At 40.5% G+C, this 18,876-nt stretch carries 18 protein-coding genes and 1 other annotated feature; all 18 genes read left to right on the forward strand.

Annotated elements, in window-relative coordinates; translation table 11 throughout:
* The first annotated feature begins 93 nt into the window (after positions 1–93).
* The 18 genes from ybeY to trpX all read left to right on the forward strand — a co-directional run bounded on the left by ybeY (position 94) and on the right by trpX (position 18,825).
* Entirely contained in the window at positions 94–591 is a 498-nt protein-coding gene (gene ybeY, locus ADJ60_RS03720) for an rRNA maturation RNase YbeY (protein ID WP_000275156.1), read from the forward strand.
* Positions 572–967, forward strand: a complete 396-nt coding sequence (locus ADJ60_RS03725; protein ID WP_000378166.1) for a diacylglycerol kinase family protein — start codon at positions 572–574, stop codon at positions 965–967. The genes ybeY and ADJ60_RS03725 overlap by 20 nt, the downstream gene beginning before the upstream one ends.
* 16 nt (positions 968–983) lie before the next feature.
* Positions 984–1,883 carry a GTPase Era gene (gene era / locus ADJ60_RS03730; protein WP_000143264.1) on the forward strand — a complete coding sequence of 300 codons (900 nt, stop codon included), beginning with the start codon at positions 984–986 and terminating at the stop codon, positions 1,881–1,883.
* 48 nt (positions 1,884–1,931) lie between these two features.
* On the forward strand, positions 1,932–2,756 hold the full coding sequence (gene mutM, locus ADJ60_RS03735; protein ID WP_033684995.1) for a DNA-formamidopyrimidine glycosylase: 825 nt from the start codon (positions 1,932–1,934) through the stop codon (positions 2,754–2,756).
* Positions 2,756–3,361, forward strand: coding sequence for a dephospho-CoA kinase (gene coaE / locus ADJ60_RS03740; protein ID WP_023947227.1), 606 nt, complete (start codon positions 2,756–2,758; stop codon positions 3,359–3,361). The genes mutM and coaE overlap by 1 nt, the downstream gene beginning before the upstream one ends.
* Positions 3,348–4,547 (forward strand): multidrug efflux MFS transporter, encoded by a 1,200-nt coding sequence (locus ADJ60_RS03745; protein ID WP_023947226.1) that lies wholly within the window; start codon positions 3,348–3,350, stop codon positions 4,545–4,547. The genes coaE and ADJ60_RS03745 overlap by 14 nt, the downstream gene beginning before the upstream one ends.
* Positions 4,547–4,696, forward strand: coding sequence for a 50S ribosomal protein L33 (gene rpmG, locus ADJ60_RS03750; protein WP_001809104.1), 150 nt, complete (start codon positions 4,547–4,549; stop codon positions 4,694–4,696). Before ADJ60_RS03745 ends, rpmG begins: the two co-directional genes overlap by 1 nt.
* 39 nt (positions 4,697–4,735) lie before the next feature.
* Positions 4,736–4,969, forward strand: coding sequence for a preprotein translocase subunit SecG (gene secG / locus ADJ60_RS03755; protein ID WP_000282517.1), 234 nt, complete (start codon positions 4,736–4,738; stop codon positions 4,967–4,969).
* A gap of 101 nt (positions 4,970–5,070) precedes the next feature.
* The gene (gene rnr, locus ADJ60_RS03760; protein ID WP_049543519.1) at positions 5,071–7,425 is read left to right on the forward strand and encodes a ribonuclease R; all 2,355 of its coding nucleotides are present in this window, start codon (positions 5,071–5,073) and stop codon (positions 7,423–7,425) included.
* A complete protein-coding gene (smpB, locus tag ADJ60_RS03765) occupies positions 7,388–7,855 on the forward strand; it encodes an SsrA-binding protein SmpB (RefSeq protein WP_001051750.1) in 468 nt (155 codons plus the stop codon). The genes rnr and smpB overlap by 38 nt, the downstream gene beginning before the upstream one ends.
* A 15-nt stretch (positions 7,856–7,870) precedes the next feature.
* Positions 7,871–8,731 (forward strand): SAM-dependent methyltransferase TehB, encoded by an 861-nt coding sequence (tehB, locus tag ADJ60_RS03770; protein WP_049543521.1) that lies wholly within the window; start codon positions 7,871–7,873, stop codon positions 8,729–8,731.
* A gap of 72 nt (positions 8,732–8,803) precedes the next feature.
* On the forward strand, positions 8,804–9,757 hold the full coding sequence (locus tag ADJ60_RS03775) for a competence protein CoiA (protein WP_049543523.1): 954 nt from the start codon (positions 8,804–8,806) through the stop codon (positions 9,755–9,757).
* A gap of 18 nt (positions 9,758–9,775) precedes the next feature.
* Positions 9,776–11,578 (forward strand): oligoendopeptidase F, encoded by a 1,803-nt coding sequence (gene pepF, locus ADJ60_RS03780; protein WP_049543524.1) that lies wholly within the window; start codon positions 9,776–9,778, stop codon positions 11,576–11,578.
* 1 nt (position 11,579) lies between these two features.
* The gene (locus ADJ60_RS03785) at positions 11,580–12,293 is read left to right on the forward strand and encodes an O-methyltransferase (protein WP_004254646.1); all 714 of its coding nucleotides are present in this window, start codon (positions 11,580–11,582) and stop codon (positions 12,291–12,293) included.
* A 66-nt stretch (positions 12,294–12,359) separates the two neighbouring features.
* Positions 12,360–13,298, forward strand: coding sequence for a peptidylprolyl isomerase PrsA (gene prsA, locus ADJ60_RS03790; protein ID WP_004254642.1), 939 nt, complete (start codon positions 12,360–12,362; stop codon positions 13,296–13,298).
* Between the two features lie 160 nt (positions 13,299–13,458).
* A complete protein-coding gene (gene ftsW / locus ADJ60_RS03795) occupies positions 13,459–14,682 on the forward strand; it encodes a cell division peptidoglycan polymerase FtsW (RefSeq protein ID WP_049543525.1) in 1,224 nt (407 codons plus the stop codon).
* 24 nt (positions 14,683–14,706) lie between these two features.
* On the forward strand, positions 14,707–17,403 hold the full coding sequence (gene ppc / locus ADJ60_RS03800) for a phosphoenolpyruvate carboxylase (protein WP_049543527.1): 2,697 nt from the start codon (positions 14,707–14,709) through the stop codon (positions 17,401–17,403).
* 96 nt (positions 17,404–17,499) lie between these two features.
* Positions 17,500–17,717 (forward strand) — a binding site (T-box leader).
* Between the two features lie 112 nt (positions 17,718–17,829).
* Positions 17,830–18,825, forward strand: a complete 996-nt coding sequence (gene trpX, locus ADJ60_RS03805; protein WP_045611493.1) for a tryptophan ABC transporter substrate-binding protein — start codon at positions 17,830–17,832, stop codon at positions 18,823–18,825.
* The last annotated feature ends 51 nt before the right edge of the window (positions 18,826–18,876 follow it).

An 18,876-nucleotide genomic window follows, 5' to 3' on the forward strand; every position in this document is an offset into this window, starting at 1 on the left:
TGTGATTGTATTCCATAGTATTATATCAAAAAGGTAGAATAAAATCATGGAAATGTGGTATAATAAAGCCAAGTAAAGAGAAACGAGAAGCACATGTATATTGAAATGGTAGATGAAACTGGTCAAGTTTCAAAAGAAATGTTGCAACAAACCCAAGAGATTTTGGAATTTGCAGCCCAAAAATTAGGAAAAGAAGACAAGGAGATGGCAGTTACCTTTGTGACCAATGAGCGTAGTCATGAACTCAATCTGGAGTACCGTGACACCGACCGTCCGACAGATGTCATCAGCCTTGAATATAAACCAGAGTTGGAAATTGCCTTTGACGAAGAAGATTTGCTTGAAAATCCAGAATTAGCAGAGATGATGTCTGAGTTTGATGCCTATATTGGGGAATTGTTCATCTCTATTGATAAGGCTCATGAGCAGGCTGAGGAATATGGCCACAGCTTTGAGCGTGAGATGGGCTTCTTGGCAGTACACGGCTTTTTACATATTAACGGCTATGATCACTACACTCCGGAAGAAGAAGCGGAGATGTTCGGTTTACAAGAAGAAATTTTGACAGCCTATGGACTCACAAGACAATAAACGAAAATGGAAAAATCGTGACCTGATATCCAGTTTAGAATTTGCTCTTACAGGAATTTTTACTGCCATAAAGGAAGAACGCAATATGCGAAAACATGCGGTGACGGCTCTCGTGGTCATCCTCGCAGGTTTTGTTTTTCAGGTGTCACGAATCGAATGGCTCTTTCTCCTATTGAGCATTTTTTTGGTAGTAGCCTTTGAAATTATCAATTCTGCTATCGAGAATGTGGTGGATTTGGCCAGTCACTATCACTTTTCTATGCTGGCTAAAAATGCCAAGGATATGGCGGCTGGCGCGGTATTAGTGGTCTCTCTTTTCGCAGCCTTAACAGGCGCATTGATTTTTCTCCCACGAATCTGGGATTTATTATTTTAAATAGCAAGAGGAAATTATGACTTTTAAATCAGGCTTTGTAGCCATTTTAGGACGTCCCAACGTTGGGAAGTCAACTTTTTTAAATCATGTCATGGGGCAAAAGATTGCCATTATGAGTGACAAGGCGCAGACAACGCGCAACAAAATTATGGGAATTTACACAACTGATAAGGAGCAAATTGTCTTTATCGACACACCAGGGATTCACAAACCTAAAACAGCTCTCGGAGATTTCATGGTCGAATCTGCCTATAGCACCCTTCGTGAAGTGGATACCGTTCTTTTCATGGTGCCTGCTGATGAAGCGCGTGGTAAGGGGGACGATATGATTATCGAGCGTCTCAAGGCTGCTAAGGTTCCTGTTATTCTGGTGGTGAACAAGATCGATAAGGTTCATCCAGACCAGCTTTTGTCTCAGATTGATGATTTTCGTAATCAAATGGACTTTAAGGAAATCGTTCCAATCTCAGCTCTTCAAGGGAATAACGTCTCTCGTCTAGTGGATATTTTGAGTGAAAATCTGGACGAAGGTTTCCAATATTTCCCATCTGATCAAATCACAGACCATCCAGAACGATTCTTGGTTTCAGAAATGGTTCGTGAGAAGGTTCTTCATTTAACGCGTGAAGAGATTCCTCACTCAGTTGCTGTAGTTGTGGATTCTATGAAACGAGACGAAGAGACAGACAAGGTGCACATCCGTGCAACCATCATGGTGGAGCGCGATAGTCAGAAAGGGATTATCATCGGTAAAGGTGGCGCTATGCTTAAGAAAATTGGTAGCATGGCCCGTCGTGATATCGAGCTCATGCTAGGAGACAAGGTCTTCCTAGAAACTTGGGTCAAGGTTAAGAAAAACTGGCGTGATAAAAAACTAGATTTGGCTGACTTTGGCTATAATGAAAAAGAATACTAAGTAGAGGTGGGCTCATGCCTGCTTCTTGTTTTTACAGAAGGAGGACTTATGCCTGAATTACCAGAGGTTGAAACTGTTCGCCGTGGCTTAGAAAAATTGATTTTGGGTAAGAAGATTTCGAGTATGGAAATTCGTTATCCCAAGATGATTAAGACGGATTTGGACGAGTTTCAAAAGGAAGTGCCTGGTCAGATTGTTGAGTCAATGGGGCGTCGTGGAAAATATTTGCTTTTCTACTTGACAGACAAGGTCTTGATTTCCCATTTGCGCATGGAGGGCAAGTATTTTTATTATCCGGACCAGGTTCCTGAACGCAAGCATGCCCATGTTTTCTTCCAGTTTGAGGACGGTGGAATGCTTGTTTATGAGGATGTACGCAAGTTTGGTACTATGGAACTCTTGGCCCCTGATCTTTTAGAAGCCTACTTTATTTCTAAAAAATTAGGGCCTGAGCCAAACGAAGAAGAATTTGATTTGCAGGTCTTTCAAACTGCTCTAGCCAAGTCCAAAAAGCCTATCAAATCCCACCTTTTAGACCAGACCTTGGTTGCTGGTCTTGGCAATATTTATGTGGATGAAGTCCTCTGGCGAGCTCAGGTTCATCCAGCAAGACCTTCGCAAACTTTGACAGTAGCAGAAGCGACAGCCATTCATGACCAGACCATCGCTGTTTTGGGTCAGGCTGTTGAAAAAGGTGGTTCCACCATTCGGACTTATACCAATGCCTTTGGGGAAGATGGAACCATGCAGGATTTTCATCAGGTCTATGACAAGGCTGGTCAAGAATGTGTACGCTGTGGCACTGTGATTGAAAAAATCCAACTAGGCAGACGAGGCACCCACTTTTGTCCAAACTGTCAAAGGAGGGACTGATGGGAAAAATCATCGGAATCACAGGAGGAATTGCCTCGGGTAAGTCAACTGTGACAAATTTTCTTAGACAGCAAGGTTTTCAAGTGGTGGATGCCGATGCAGTCGTCCACCAACTACAGAAACCTGGTGGTCGTCTGTTTGAGGCTCTAGTTCAGCATTTTGGTCAAGAAATCATTCTAGAAAATGGAGAACTCAATCGCCCTCTCCTAGCTAGTCTCATCTTTTCAAATCCTGAGGAACGAGAATGGTCTAAGCGAATCCAAGGGGAGATTATTCGTGAAGAACTGGCTACTTTGAGAGACCAGTTGGTTCAGACAGAAGAGATTTTTTTCATGGATATTCCCCTGCTTTTTGAGCAGGACTACAGCGCTTGGTTTGATGAGACGTGGTTGGTCTATGTGGACCGAGATACCCAAGTAGAACGTTTAATGAAAAGAGACCAGTTGTCCAAAAATGAAGCTGAATCTCGTCTGGCAGCCCAGTGGCCTTTAGAGCAAAAGAAAGGTTTAGCTAGCCATGTTCTAGACAATAATGGCAATCTGGACCAGCTTCTTACTCAAGTGCGTATCCTTCTCGAGGGAGGTAAGCAATATGACAGAGATTAACTGGAAGGATAATTTGCGTATTGCCTGGTTTGGTAATTTTCTGACAGGAGCCAGTATTTCTTTGGTTGTGCCCTTTATGCCCATTTTTGTGGAAAATCTGGGTGTAGGGAGTGAGCAAGTCGCTTTTTATGCAGGTTTAGCTATTTCTGTCTCTGCTATTTCTGCGGCGCTCTTTTCTCCTATCTGGGGTATTCTTGCCGATAAATACGGTCGAAAATCCATGATGATTCGTGCTGGTCTGGCCATGACTATCACTATGGGAGGCTTGGCTTTTGTCCCAAATATTTATTGGTTAATCTTTCTTCGTTTACTGAATGGTGTATTTGCAGGTTTTGTTCCCAATGCAACAGCCTTGATAGCCAGTCAGGTTCCCAAGGAGAAATCAGGCTCTGCCTTAGGTACTTTGTCTACAGGTGTAGTTGCAGGCACTCTAACTGGTCCTTTTATTGGTGGCTTTATCGCAGAATTATTTGGAATTCGTACGGTTTTCTTACTGGTTGGTAGTTTTCTGTTTTTAGCTGCTATTTTGACTATTTGCTTTATTAAGGAAGATTTTAAACCAGTAGCCAAGGAAAAGGCTATTCCAACAAAGGAATTATTTACATCGGTCAAATATCCTTATCTTTTGGTCAATCTCTTTTTAACCAGTTTTGTCATCCAATTTTCAGCCCAATCGATTGGCCCTATTTTGGCTCTTTATGTACGCGACTTAGGGCAGACAGAGAATCTTCTTTTTGTCTCTGGTTTGATTGTGTCCAGCATGGGCTTTTCCAGCATGATGAGTGCAGGAGTCATGGGTAAGCTAGGTGACAAGGTGGGCAATCATCGTCTCTTGGTTGTAGCACAGTTTTATTCAGTTATCATCTATCTCCTCTGTGCCAATGCATCTAGTCCCCTTCAACTAGGACTCTATCGTTTCCTCTTTGGCTTGGGAACCGGTGCGCTGATTCCTGGGATTAATGCCCTACTCAGCAAAATGACTCCCAAAGCCGGCATTTCGAGGGTCTTTGCCTTCAATCAGGTATTCTTTTATCTGGGAGGTGTCGTTGGTCCCATGGCAGGTTCTGCAGTAGCAGGTCAATTTGGCTACCATGCAGTCTTTTATGCGACAAGCCTTTGTGTTGCCTTTAGTTGTCTCTTTAACCTTCTTCAATTTCGAACATTATTAAAAGTAAAGGAAATCTAGTGCGAGTAAAAATTAATCTCAAGTGCTCCTCTTGTGGCAGTATCAATTACCTAACCAGTAAAAATTCCAAAACCCATCCAGACAAGATTGAGGTTTTAAAGTATTGTCCCAAGGAAAGAAAAGTAACCCTACATCTTGAATCTAAGTAGATTTTATGGTAAAATAATAGGGATTTTAAGGAGTTTGATATGTATAACCTATTATTAACCATTTTATTAGTATTATCTGTTGTGATTGTGATTGCGATTTTCATGCAACCAACCAAAAACCAATCCAGCAATGTATTTGATGCCAGCTCAGGTGATTTGTTTGAACGCAGTAAAGCACGCGGTTTTGAAGCTGTAATGCAGCGTTTGACAGGGATTTTAGTCTTTTTCTGGCTAGCCATTGCCTTAGCATTGACGGTATTATCAAGTAGATAAGAAAATAATGGGCAGGACTAGGTCTTTGCCTCTTTTTATTTTTAAAGGATGTTTGAAAAGGTTTTACAGTAAAAGAAAATTAAAAAATCTAGAAAGAAAATATGAAAGATAGAATAAAAGAATATTTGCAAGATAAGGGAAAGGTAACTGTCAATGACTTGGCTCAGGCTTTGGGAAAAGACGGTTCCAAGGATTTTCGTGAGTTGATTAAAACCTTATCCTTAATGGAAAGAAAGCACCAGATTCGTTTTGAAGAAGATGGTACTCTGACCTTAGAAGTTAAGAAAAAACATGAGATTACTCTCAAGGGGATTTTTCATGCCCATAAAAATGGCTTTGGTTTTGTCAGTCTAGAAGGCGAGGAGGACGACCTTTTTGTAGGTAAAAACGATGTCAACTATGCTATTGATGGCGATACTGTTGAGGTTGTCATCAAGAAAGTCGCTGATCGTAACAAGGGAACAGCGGCGGAAGCCAAAATTATCGATATCCTAGAACACAGTTTGACAACTGTTGTCGGTCAAATCGTTCTAGATCAGGAAAAACCTAAGTATGCTGGCTACATCCGTTCGAAAAATCAGAAAATCAGCCAACCGATTTATGTAAAAAAACCAGCCCTTAAACTGGAGGGAACAGAAGTTCTCAAGGTCTTTATCGACAAATACCCAAGCAAGAAACATGATTTCTTTGTCGCGAGTGTTCTAGATGTGGTGGGGCATTCAACGGATGTCGGAATTGATGTTCTTGAGGTTTTGGAGTCTATGGACATTGTCTCAGAATTTCCAGAGGCTGTTGTCAAGGAAGCAGAAAGTGTGCCTGATGCTCCGTCTCAAAAAGATATGGAAGGTCGTCTGGATCTAAGAGATGAGATTATCTTTACCATTGATGGTGCTGACGCCAAGGACTTGGACGATGCGGTGCATATCAAAGCATTGAAAAATGGCAATCTGGAACTTGGAGTTCACATAGCAGATGTTTCCTACTATGTGACTGAGGGTTCAGTTCTTGATAAGGAAGCCCTTAATCGTGCGACTTCTGTTTACGTGACAGACCGTGTGGTGCCAATGCTACCAGAACGCCTTTCAAATGGTATCTGCTCTCTCAATCCGCAAGTTGACCGCTTGACTCAGTCTGCCATTATGGAAATTGATAAACATGGTCGTGTAGTCAACTACACCATCACACAAACAGTTATCAAGACTAGCTTCAGGATGACCTATAGCGATGTCAATGATATCCTAGCGGGCGACGAGGAAAAGAGACAAGAGTATCAGAAAATTGTTCCAAGTATCGAACTCATGTCCAAGCTCCATGAAATTTTAGAAAACATGCGTGTGAAACGTGGTGCCCTTAATTTTGATACCAATGAAGCGAAGATTTTAGTAGATAAACAAGGTAAGCCTGTTGATATCGTTCTTCGTCAGCGTGGCATTGCAGAGCGCATGATTGAGTCTTTCATGTTGATGGCCAATGAAACAGTTGCCGAGCATTTTAGCAAGCTGGATTTGCCTTTCATCTATCGAATTCACGAGGAGCCTAAGGCTGAAAAAGTTCAGAAGTTTATTGATTATGCTTCGAGCTTTGGTTTGCGCATTTATGGGACTGCCAGTGAGATTAGCCAGGAGGCACTCCAAGACATCATGCGTGCTGTTGAGGGAGAACCTTATGCAGATGTATTATCCATGATGCTTCTTCGCTCCATGCAGCAGGCTCGCTATTCAGAGCACAATCACGGTCACTATGGCCTTGCTGCTGACTATTACACTCACTTTACCAGCCCGATTCGTCGTTATCCAGACCTTCTTGTTCACCGTATGATTCGTGATTACAGCCGTTCTAAGGAAATAGCAGAGCATTTTGAGCAAGTGATTCCAGAGATTGCGACCCAGTCTTCCAACCGTGAACGTCGTGCCATTGAGGCTGAGCGTGAAGTCGAAGCCATGAAAAAGGCTGAGTATATGGAAGAATACGTAGGCGAAGAATACGATGCGGTTGTATCAAGTATTGTCAAGTTTGGTCTCTTTGTTGAATTGCCGAATACAGTTGAGGGCTTGATTCACATCACTAATCTACCTGAATTTTATCATTTCAATGAACGTGATTTGACCCTGCTTGGGGAGAAATCGGGTACAACCTTCCGTGTAGGTCAGCAAATCCGTATCCGAGTTGAAAGAGCCGACAAGATGACGGGTGAAATTGACTTTTCTTACATCCCAAGTGAGTTTGATGTGATTGAAAAAGGCTTGAAACAAGCTGGTTGCAAAGACAGAGGGCGTGGTTCAAATCGTCGTTCAGATAAGAAGGAAGATAAGAGAAAATCAGGACGCTCAAATGATAAGCGCAAGCATTCACAAAAAGACAAGAAGAAAAAAGGAAAGAATCCTTTTTATAAGGAAGTAGCTAAGAAAGGAGCTAAGCATGGCAAAGGGCGAGGGAAAGGTCGTCGCACAAAATAAAAAGGCGCGCCACGACTATACAATCGTAGATACGCTAGAGGCAGGGATGGTCCTGACAGGAACTGAAATCAAGAGTGTACGAGCTGCTCGAATCAATCTCAAGGATGGCTTTGCCCAAGTAAAAAATGGGGAGGTCTGGTTGAGCAATGTTCATATTGCTCCTTACGAAGAGGGCAATATCTGGAACCAAGAACCAGAACGTCGTCGTAAACTCCTGCTCCATAAGAAACAAATCCAAAAATTAGAACAAGAGACTAAAGGAACAGGAATGACCCTGGTTCCCCTTAAGGTCTATATCAAAGATGGTTACGCTAAACTCCTTTTAGGTTTAGCTAAAGGGAAGCATGACTATGATAAACGGGAGTCTATCAAACGACGTGAGCAAAACCGCGACATCGCGCGTGTTATGAAAGCTGTTAATCAGCGATAAAAAGAGGAAATGAAGATGGAAAAACTAGTTGCCTATAAACGTATGCCTTTGTGGACTAAAGAAACCATGCCAGAGGCTGTTCAGCAGAAACACAATACCAAGGTTGGGACTTGGGGGAAAATTACTGTTTTGAAGGGAACTCTCAAGTTTATTGAATTGACAGAATATGGTGAGGTTTTAGCTGAGCACCTCTTTGAAGCAGGGGCTGAGAATCCCATGGCACAACCACAAGCCTGGCACCGAGTGGAGGCTGTAACAGATGATGTAGAATGGTATTTAGAATTTTATTGTAAACCTGAGGATTATTTCCCTAAGAAATACAATACCAATCCGGTTCATTCAGAGGTACTAGAGGCAATGCAGACAGTAAAACCAGGAAAAGCCTTGGATTTGGGCTGTGGTCAGGGCCGTAACTCTCTCTTTCTTGCACAGAATGGTTTTGATGTTACAGCTGTAGATCAAAATGAATTATCTCTTGAAATCTTGCAAAGCATTGTTGAGCAGGAAGACCTGGATATGCCTGTTGGTCTTTACGATATCAATTCAGCTAGCATTGGGCAAGACTATGATTTCATCATATCGACAGTTGTTTTGATGTTTCTGCAAGCAGATCGCATTCCTGCAATTATCAAAAACATGCAGGATAAAACCACTGTTGGTGGCTACAATCTTATCGTTTGTGCCATGGATACGGAGGACTATCCTTGCTCAGTGAACTTCCCATTTACTTTTAAGGAAGGGGAACTGGCAGACTATTACAAGGACTGGGAATTGGTTAAGTACAATGAAAATCCAGGCCATCTTCACCGTCGTGATGAGAATGGCAATCGTATTCAACTACGATTTGCGACCATGCTAGCTAAAAAAATCAAATAAACATGAATGAAGATTAGGAAATTTCCTGGTCTTTTTTCTTTTTTACGAATAATATAGAAAAGGAGGGAAATCATGTTTGTTGCTAGAAATGCTAGGGGGCAGCTGGTAAATGTGTTAGAGGATAAGCTTGAGAAGCAAGCATACACCTGCCCAGCTTGTGGAGGTCAGCTCCGTTTGCGTCAAGGACTAAGTGTCCGGGCCCATTTTGCCCACAAAACCTTAAAAGACTGTGATTTTTCCTCTGAAAATGAAAGTCAAGAACACTTGGAAAACAAGGAAGTCCTTTATCACTGGTTGAACAAAGAGGCAGAGGTGCAATTAGAATACCCTCTTCCAGACCTTAAACAGATTGCGGATGTATTTGTAAATCGTAATCTAGCTCTAGAAGTCCAATGTAGTCCCTTGCCTCAAAAAGTTCTTAAAGAGCGTAGCGAGGGCTATCGTAGTCAGGGTTACCAAGTACTGTGGTTGCTGGGAGAAAAACTTTGGTTCAAGGAGCGGTTGACTCGTCTGCAAGAAGGTTTTCTCTATTTCAGTCAAAACATGGGCTTTTATGTTTGGGAATTAGACAGTGAAAAACAAGTTTTAAAGCTTAAATATCTCATCCACCAGGATCTCCGAGGCAGACTCCATTATCAGATTAAGGAATTTCCCTATGGTCACGGTAGTCTACTGGAGATATTACGTCTTCCCTATAAGAAACAAAAAATATCGCATTTTACAGTTTCTCAAGATAAGGACATCTGTCGCTATATCCGGCAACAACTGTTTTATCAAAATCCTATTTGGATGAAAGCACAAGCAGAAGCCTATCAGAAGGGAGAAAATCTCCTGACTTATGAACTAAAAGAATGGTATCCACAAATTCGACCACTAGTAGGTGATTTTTGCCAAATTGAGCAAGATTTGACTCGCTATTATCAGTATTTTCAAACCTATTACCAAAAAAATCCTCAAAATGATTGGCAAAAGCTCTATCCACCAGCCTTTTATCAGCAATATTTCTTGAAAAATATGGTAGAATAGAAAGGATGGAGGAATCTAATGGTATTACAAAGACATGAAATAAATGAAAAAGATACATGGGATCTATCAACGATCTACCCAACTGACCAGGCTTGGGAAGAAGCCTTAAAAGATATAACAGAACAATTGGGGACAGTAGCCCAGTATGAAGGCCATCTCCTGGATAGTGCGGATAGTCTACTCGAAATTACTGAATTTTCTCTTGAAATGGAACGCCAAATGGAGAAGCTTTACGTTTATGCTCATATGAAGAATGACCAAGACACACGTGAAGCCAAGTACCAAGAGTACTATGCCAAGGCCATGACTCTCTATAGCCAGCTAGACCAAGCCTTTTCATTCTATGAACCTGAATTTATGGAGATTAGTGAAAAGCAGTATGCTGACTTTTTAGAAGCTCAGCCAAAATTGCAGGTTTATCAACACTATTTTGACAAGCTTTTGCAAGGCAAGGATCACGTTCTTTCACAACGCGAAGAAGAATTATTGGCTGGAGCTGGGGAAATCTTTGGTTCGGCAAGTGAAACCTTCGCTATCTTGGACAATGCGGATATTGTGTTCCCTTATGTTCTTGACGATGATGGTAAGGAAGTTCAGCTATCTCATGGGACTTACACACGTTTGATGGAGTCTAAAAATCGTGAGGTTCGTCGTGGTGCCTATCAAGCCCTTTATGCGTCTTATCAACAATTCCAACACACCTATGCCAAAACCTTGCAAACCAATGTTAAGGTGCAAAACTACCGTGCCAAAGTTCGCAACTACAAGAGCGCTCGTCATGCAGCCCTAGCAGCCAATTTTGTTCCAGAAAGTGTTTATGATAATTTGGTAGCAGCAGTTCGCAAGCATTTGCCACTCTTGCATCGCTATCTTAACCTTCGTTCAAAAATCCTGGGAATTTCAGACCTCAAGATGTACGATGTCTACACACCACTTTCATCTGTTGAATACAGTTTTACATACCAAGAAGCCTTGAAAAAGGCAGAAGAAGCCTTGGCAGTCTTGGGTGAGGATTACTTGAGCCGTGTCAAACGTGCCTTCAGCGAGCGTTGGATTGATGTTTACGAAAACCAAGGCAAGCGTTCAGGTGCTTACTCTGGTGGTTCTTACGATACCAATGCCTTTATGCTACTTAATTGGCAGGACAATTTAGACAATCTCTTTACCCTTGTTCATGAAACAGGTCACAGTATGCATTCAAGCTATACTCGTGAAACGCAGCCTTATGTTTACGGAGATTATTCTATCTTCTTGGCTGAGATTGCATCAACTACCAATGAAAATATCTTGACGGAGAAATTATTGGAAGAAGTGGAAGATGATGCAACGCGCTTTGCTATTCTCAATAACTTCCTAGATGGTTTCCGTGGGACAGTTTTCCGTCAAACTCAATTTGCTGAGTTTGAACACGCTATCCACCAAGCGGACCAAAATGGAGAAGTCTTGACAAGTGATTTCCTAAATAAACTCTACGCAGACTTGAACCAAGAGTATTATGGTTTGAGTAAGGAAGACAATCCTGAAATCCAATACGAGTGGGCTCGCATTCCACACTTCTACTATAACTACTATGTATACCAATATTCAACTGGCTTTGCAGCAGCCTCAGCTCTGGCTGAAAAGATTGTCCATGGTAGTCAAGAAGACCGTGACCGCTATATCGACTATCTCAAGGCAGGTAAGTCTGACTATCCACTTAATGTCATGAGAAAAGCTGGTGTTGATATGGAGAAGGAAGACTATCTCAACGCTGCCTTTGCAGTCTTTGAACGTCGTTTGAATGAGTTTGAAGCCCTTGTTGAAAAATTGGGATTGGCATAAGATGGTTGAATCGTATAGTAAAAATGCTAACCATAACATGCGTCGTCCTGTCGTCAAGGAAGAAATTGTAGACTTGATGCGTCAGCGCCAAAAGCAAGTCACAGGATCTTTGAAAGAATTGGAAGACTTTGCCCGCAAGGAAAATATTCCCATTATTCCCCATGAAACGGTAGCTTATTTCCGTTTTCTCATGGAAACAATGCAGCCTAAAAATATTCTGGAAATTGGGACGGCTATCGGTTTTTCAGCCCTCTTGATGGCAGAACATGCGCCAAAGGCCAAGATTACAACCATTGACCGCAATCCAGAGATGATTGGATTTGCCAAGGAAAATTTCGCCCAGTTTGACAGTCGCAAGCAAATTACGCTCTTAGAAGGAGATGCGGTAGATGTCTTATCTACCTTGACAGAGTCCTATGATTTTGTCTTTATGGATTCAGCCAAGTCTAAATATATCGTCTTTCTGCCAGAAATCCTCAAACATTTGGACGTTGGAGGTGTGGTTGTCTTGGATGATATTTTCCAAGGTGGTGATGTTGCCAAGGATATAATGGAAGTCCGTCGTGGTCAGCGAACTATTTACAGAGGACTTCAAAGACTATTTGATGCAACCTTAGACAATCCAGGACTCACCGCAACACTAGTACCTCTGGGAGACGGCATTCTCATGCTTCGTAAAAATGTAGCAGATGTTCAATTGCCTGACAGCGAATAATTTTCAGAAAAATTTAAGAAAATATAGTAAAATAGATAGGGTAACACTTATCTCAAAGGAGTAGACATGAAGAAAAAATTATTGGCAGGTGCCATTACACTATTATCAGTAGCAACTTTAGCAGCTTGTTCGAAAGGTTCAGAAGGGGCAGACCTTATCAGCATGAAAGGGGATGTCATTACAGAACATCAATTTTATGAGCAAGTGAAAAGCAACCCTTCAGCTCAACAAGTATTGTTGAACATGACCATCCAAAAAGTGTTTGAGAAGCAATATGGCTCAGAAGTAGATGACAAAGAAGTCAACGATACTATTGCCGAAGAAGAGAAACAATATGGTGAGAACTACCAACGTGTCTTATCGCAAGCAGGAATGACTCTTGAAACACGTAAAGCTCAAATTCGTACAAGTAAATTGGTTGAGTTGGCAGTTAAGAAAGCAGCAGAAGCTGAATTGACAGATGATGCTTACAAGAAGGCCTTTGACGAATACACTCCTGATGTGACTGCTCAAATTATCCGTTTGGACAATGAAGACAAAGCTAAAGAAATTCTTGAAAAAGCTAAAGCTAGTGATGCAGACTTTGCTCAATTAGCCAAAGATAATTCAACAGATGAGAAAACTAAAGCGAATGGTGGAGAAATCACCTTTGATTCTGCTTCAACAGAAGTACCAGAACAAGTTAAAAAAGCTGCTTTTGCTTTAGATGTAAACGGTGTTTCTGATGTGATTAGCGTTACTGGAACACAAGCCTACAGCAGTCAATATTACATTGTTAAACTGATTAAGAAAACAGAAAAATCATCTAATATTGACGATTACAAAGAAAAATTAAAAACTGTTATCTTAACTCAAAAACAAAACGACGCATCATTTGTTCAAAGTATTATCGGAAAAGAATTGCAAGCAGCCAATATCAAGGTTAAAGATCAAGCCTTCCAAAATATCTTCACTCAATACATCGGTGGTGGAGATTCAAGCTCAAGCAGTTCTTCAAAAGAATAAAACAGAAAAGAGCCAAGTGCTCTTTTTCTTATGAGAAAATCTTCTATCTTAAGGGTAAGAGTTTTTTTCTTTCGGAAAAAATGGTATAATAGCAATCAAAACTAGAAAATAAACGGAATTTGGGAATAATTTCTTTTGTTCTCATTAGATTGGTGATACTATGAAGATTAGTAAGAGGCACCTGTTAAACTATTCTATTCTAGTTCCTTACTTACTTTTATCTATTTTGGGTTTGATTGTAGTCTATTCTACAACCAGTGCCATTCTTATCGAAGAAGGTAAAAGTGCCCTCCAATTGGTTCGAAGTCAGGGAATGTTTTGGATATTTAGTTTAATATTGATTGTCTTGATATATAAGCTGAAACTGAATTTTTTAAGAAAAGAACGACTTTTATTTATTGTTATGTTTGTTGAGCTGATTCTCTTAGCTCTGGCTCGCTTAATTGGTACGCCAGTCAATGGAGCCTATGGTTGGATTTCAGTAGGACCTTTGACCATTCAGCCAGCGGAGTATTTGAAGATTATCATCGTCTGGTACTTGGCCCAACGTTTTTCAAAACAACAGGATGAAATTGCTATTTACGATTTTCAAGTTTTAACTCAAAATCAATGGATTCCTCGAGCTTTTAATGATTGGCGTTTTGTCCTCTTGGTAATGATAGGAAGTTTGGCTATTTTCCCAGATTTGGGGAATGCTACAATCCTAGCGCTGGTCGCCTTGATTATGTATACAGTTAGTGGGATTGCTCATCGTTGGTTTATAGTCTTTATCGGTGTATTGTTTGGAGTTTCAGCCCTATCTCTATCAGCTATTTCTGTAATTGGGGTTGATAAGTTTTCAAAAGTTCCAGTATTTGGTTACGTGGCCAAGCGTTTCAGTGCCTACTTTAATCCCTTTGCTGATTTGGCAGGAGCAGGCCACCAACTTGCAAATTCCTACTTTGCCATGGTAAATGGTGGTTGGTTTGGTCTAGGATTAGGAAATTCAATTGAAAAACGTGGTTATTTACCAGAGGCCCATACAGACTTTGTATTTTCAATTGTCATTGAAGAGTTTGGATTTGTGGGAGCCAGCTTGATTTTAGCCCTTGTCTTTTTCCTGATTTTGCGGATTATCCTAGTCGGTATTCGTGCTAAGAATCCCTTTAATTCCATGATGGCGATTGGAGTTGGGGGGATGATGCTGGTACAGGTCTTTGTCAATATCGGTGGAATTTCTGGCATTATTCCCTCGACAGGAGTAACCTTCCCATTCCTATCACAAGGAGGGAACAGTCTCCTAGTCTTATCTGTAGCCATCGCCTTTGTCTTAAATATTGATGCAAGTGAAAAACGTGCCCAATTATATGAGGAGTTAGAAGCTCACTCATCAAACTATATGTAGAGTTGATAGTGGAAAGGATTACCTATGTCTCTTCAAAAATTAGAAAACTATAGTAATAAAGCTGTCGTGCAAGAAGAAGTATTGATTTTAACAGAATTGTTAGAAGATATCACTAAAAATATGCTTGCCCCAGAGACTTTTGCAAAAATCATGGAGTTGAAAGAATTATCAACTCAAGAAGATTATCAAGGCTTGAACCAACTGGTTACGAGTCTGTCAAATGATGAAATGGCTTATATTTCACGCTATTTCTCTATCTTGCCTCTCTTGATTAATATTTCAGAAGATGTAGATTTGGCCTATGAAATCAACCACCAAAATAATATTGATCAAGATTATCTTGGGAAATTATCGGCAACGATTAAAATGGTTGCAGAAAAAGAAAATGCGGTTGAAATTCTAGAACACTTGAATGTTGTCCCTGTTTTGACTGCCCATCCAACACAAGTACAACGTAAGAGTATGTTGGATTTGACCAACCATATCCACACCCTCTTGCGTAAGTACCGTGATGTGAAATTAGGCTTGATTAATAAGGAAAAATGGCATAATGATCTCCGTCGTTATATTGAGATTATCATGCAGACAGATATGATTCGTGAAAAGAAATTGAAAGTGACCAATGAAATCACGAATGTTATGGAATACTACAATAGTTCATTCCTGAAGGCTGTTCCTCATTTGACTGCTGAGTACAAGCGTCTGGCTAAAAAACATGGACTGGAGTTAAAACATCCTAAACCAATTACCATGGGAATGTGGATTGGTGGAGACCGTGATGGTAATCCTTTTGTTACAGCAGATACCTTGAAACAATCTGCTATGACTCAGTGTGAAGTCATCATGAACTACTATGATGAAAAGATTTACCAACTTTATCGTGAGTTCTCTCTCTCAACCAGTATTGTCAATGTGAGCAAGCAAGTCAGAGAAATGGCTCGTCAATCCAAGGATAACTCGATCTACCGTGAAAAAGAGCTTTACCGTCGTGCCTTGTTTGATATTCAATCAAAAATCCAAGCAACAAAAACCTATCTGATTGAGGATAAGGAAGTTGGGGCTCGCTATGAAACAGCTAATGATTTTTATAAGGATTTAATTACTATTCGTGATTCCCTTTTAGAAAATAAGGGCGAAGCACTGATTTCTGGTGATTTTGTTGAGTTAATTCAGGCAGTTGAAATTTTTGGTTTCTATTTGGCATCTATTGACATGCGTCAAGATTCTAGTGTTCATGAAGCCTGTGTAGCTGAACTCTTGAAATCAGCTGGTATTCATTCGCATTATAGTGAACTAGGTGAAGAAGAAAAATGCCAGCTTCTCTTGAAAGAATTGGAAGAAGATCCGCGTATTCTTTCTGCCACTCATGTTGAAAAATCAGAGTTACTTGAAAAAGAATTAGCAATCTTTAAGGCTGCCCGTAAGTTGAAAGATAAGTTGGGAGATGATGTCATTCGTCAGACCATCATTTCACATGCAACCAGCGTATCAGACATGTTGGAATTGGCTATCTTGCTAAAAGAAGTAGGGTTAGTTGATAAAGAAAGAGCCCGTGTCCAAATTGTTCCTCTCTTTGAAACAATTGAGGACTTGGACCACTCAGAAGAAACCATGAGAGAATACCTTTCTCTTCCTCTTGCTAAGAAATGGATTGCTTCACGTAATAACTACCAAGAAATCATGCTTGGTTACTCTGATAGTAATAAAGATGGTGGTTACCTTTCATCATGTTGGACCCTCTACAAGGCTCAACAACAATTGACTGCTATTGGAGATGAATTTGGCGTTAAGGTTACCTTCTTCCACGGCCGTGGTGGGACTGTCGGTCGTGGTGGTGGACCAACCTATGAAGCCATCACCTCTCAACCTCTCAAGTCCATTAAGGATCGTATCCGCTTGACGGAGCAGGGTGAAGTAATTGGCAATAAATATGGTAACAAAGACGCAGCTTACTATAACCTTGAAATGTTGGTTTCGGCGGCCATTAACCGTATGATTACTCAGAAGAAGAGCGATACCAACACCTCAAATCGTTACGAAGCTATTATGGACCAAGTGGTGGACCGTAGTTACGATATCTACCGTGATTTGGTCTTTGGTAATGATCATTTCTATGATTATTTCTTCGAGTCAAGTCCAATCAAGGCTATTTCAAGCTTTAATATTGGTTCTCGTCCAGCCGCTCGTAAGACTATTACTGAAATCGGTGGTTTGCGAGCTATCCCTTGGGTATTCTCATGGTCGCAAAGTCGCGTCATGTTCCCTGGATGGTATGGAGTTGGTTCAAGCTTCAAGGAATTTATCGATAAAAATCCAGAGAATATTGCTATCTTACGAGATATGTACCAAAATTGGCCTTTCTTCCAATCGCTTCTTTCAAATGTCGACATGGTCTTGTCAAAATCAAATATGAATATTGCTTTTGAATATGCCAAACTTTGTGAAGATGATCAAGTAAAAGCAATTTATGAGACTATTCTAAATGAATGGCAAGTTACCAAGGAAGTTATCTTGGCTATCGAAGGCTACGATGAACTCTTGGCTGAAAATCCATATCTAAAAGCAAGTTTGGATTACCGTATGCCTTACTTTAATATTCTCAACTATATCCAGTTGGAGTTGATTAAACGTCAACGTCGTGGAGAATTATCAAGCGATCAAGAAAAATTAATCCATACAACCATCAACGGAATTGCGACAGGATTGCGTAATTCAGGCTGATACCTATCAAGCTTCCTCTTTTCCATAGGGGAAGTTTTTGAATATTTCAAAAAAATTCTCAAAGAGTCTTGACAAGTAGTTGAAAAATGATATAATTTAACCATTCAGAAAAGTAGTCATACAAACTTTTTAGAGAGTCTGTGGTAGCTGAAAACAGATAAGTGATGATGATGAAAATTGGGCTGAATGTTATTTAGAATTTGAAATCATAAAAATTCGGTGAGCACACCTTACAGTGCATCTCGTTGTTGCGAGACAGAGTGATAGGGAAATTTCCTATAATTGAGGTGGTACCGCGCATCGACGTCCTCACACAAGTTTTTTGTGTGAGGACTTTTTTGATGGAGGTTAGTATGGAAAGAAAACGATGGCGTCGCTTGTTCAGATAAGTGAAGTAGTTTAAAGGAATTAAAAAGGAGAAATAGAATGAAAAATAAACGTTTAATTGGAATTATCGCTGCATTAGCAGTCTTAGTAGCAGGAAGCTTGATTTACTCTTCAATGAATAAACCAGAAGCTAAGAACGAAAAGAAAGTTGCCAAAGTTGGTGTCCTTCAGTTTGTGAGCCATCCATCTCTTGACTTGATTTATAAAGGGATTCAAGATGGACTGGCAGAAGAAGGCTATAAAGATGATCAGTTGAAAATTGACTTTATGAACTCAGAAGGTGACCAAAGTAAGGTTGCAACAATGAGTAAACAATTGGTTGCAAATGGCAATGACTTGGTTGTTGGTATTGCAACACCAGCTGCTCAAGGTTTGGCTAGTGCAACAAAAGATCTACCTGTTATCATGGCTGCTATTACAGACCCAATCGGTGCCAACTTGGTTAAAGATTTGAAAAAACCAGGTGGCAACATTACAGGGGTATCTGACCACAACCCAGCTCAACAACAAGTTGAACTCATTAAGGCTCTCACACCAAGTGTGAAGACAATCGGAGCTCTTTACTCAAGTAGCGAAGATAATTCAAAAACACAGGTAGAAGAATTTAAGGCTTATGCTGAAAAAGCAGGTTTGACAGTCGAAACATTTGCGGTTCCTTCAACAAATGAAATTGCTTCAACAGTTAACGTTATGACTAGCAAGGTTGATGCTATCTGGGTTCCAATCGATAACACAATCGCATCTGCATTTTCAACTGTTGTATCAAGTAACCAATCAGCTAAAAAACCAATCTACCCAAGTGCTACTGCCATGGTAGAAGCTGGTGGTTTGGCATCAGTTGTAGTTGACCAACATGACCTTGGTGTGGCAACAGGTAAAATGATTGCGCAAGTCTTGAAAGGTGCAAAACCAGCTGAAACTCCAGTCAATGTCTTTTCAACTGGTAAATCAGTTATCAATAAAAAATTGGCACAAGAACTAGGTATTACGATTCCTGAATCTGTTCTAAAAGAAGCAGGACAAGTGATTGAATAATCTGTAATGGAGGAGTTGGGGACATCTCCTCCAATTTTTTACAAAAGAAAT

The sequence above is a fragment of the Streptococcus pseudopneumoniae genome (assembly GCF_001076775.1).
In the GTDB taxonomy this organism is placed as follows: domain Bacteria; phylum Bacillota; class Bacilli; order Lactobacillales; family Streptococcaceae; genus Streptococcus; species Streptococcus pseudopneumoniae_G.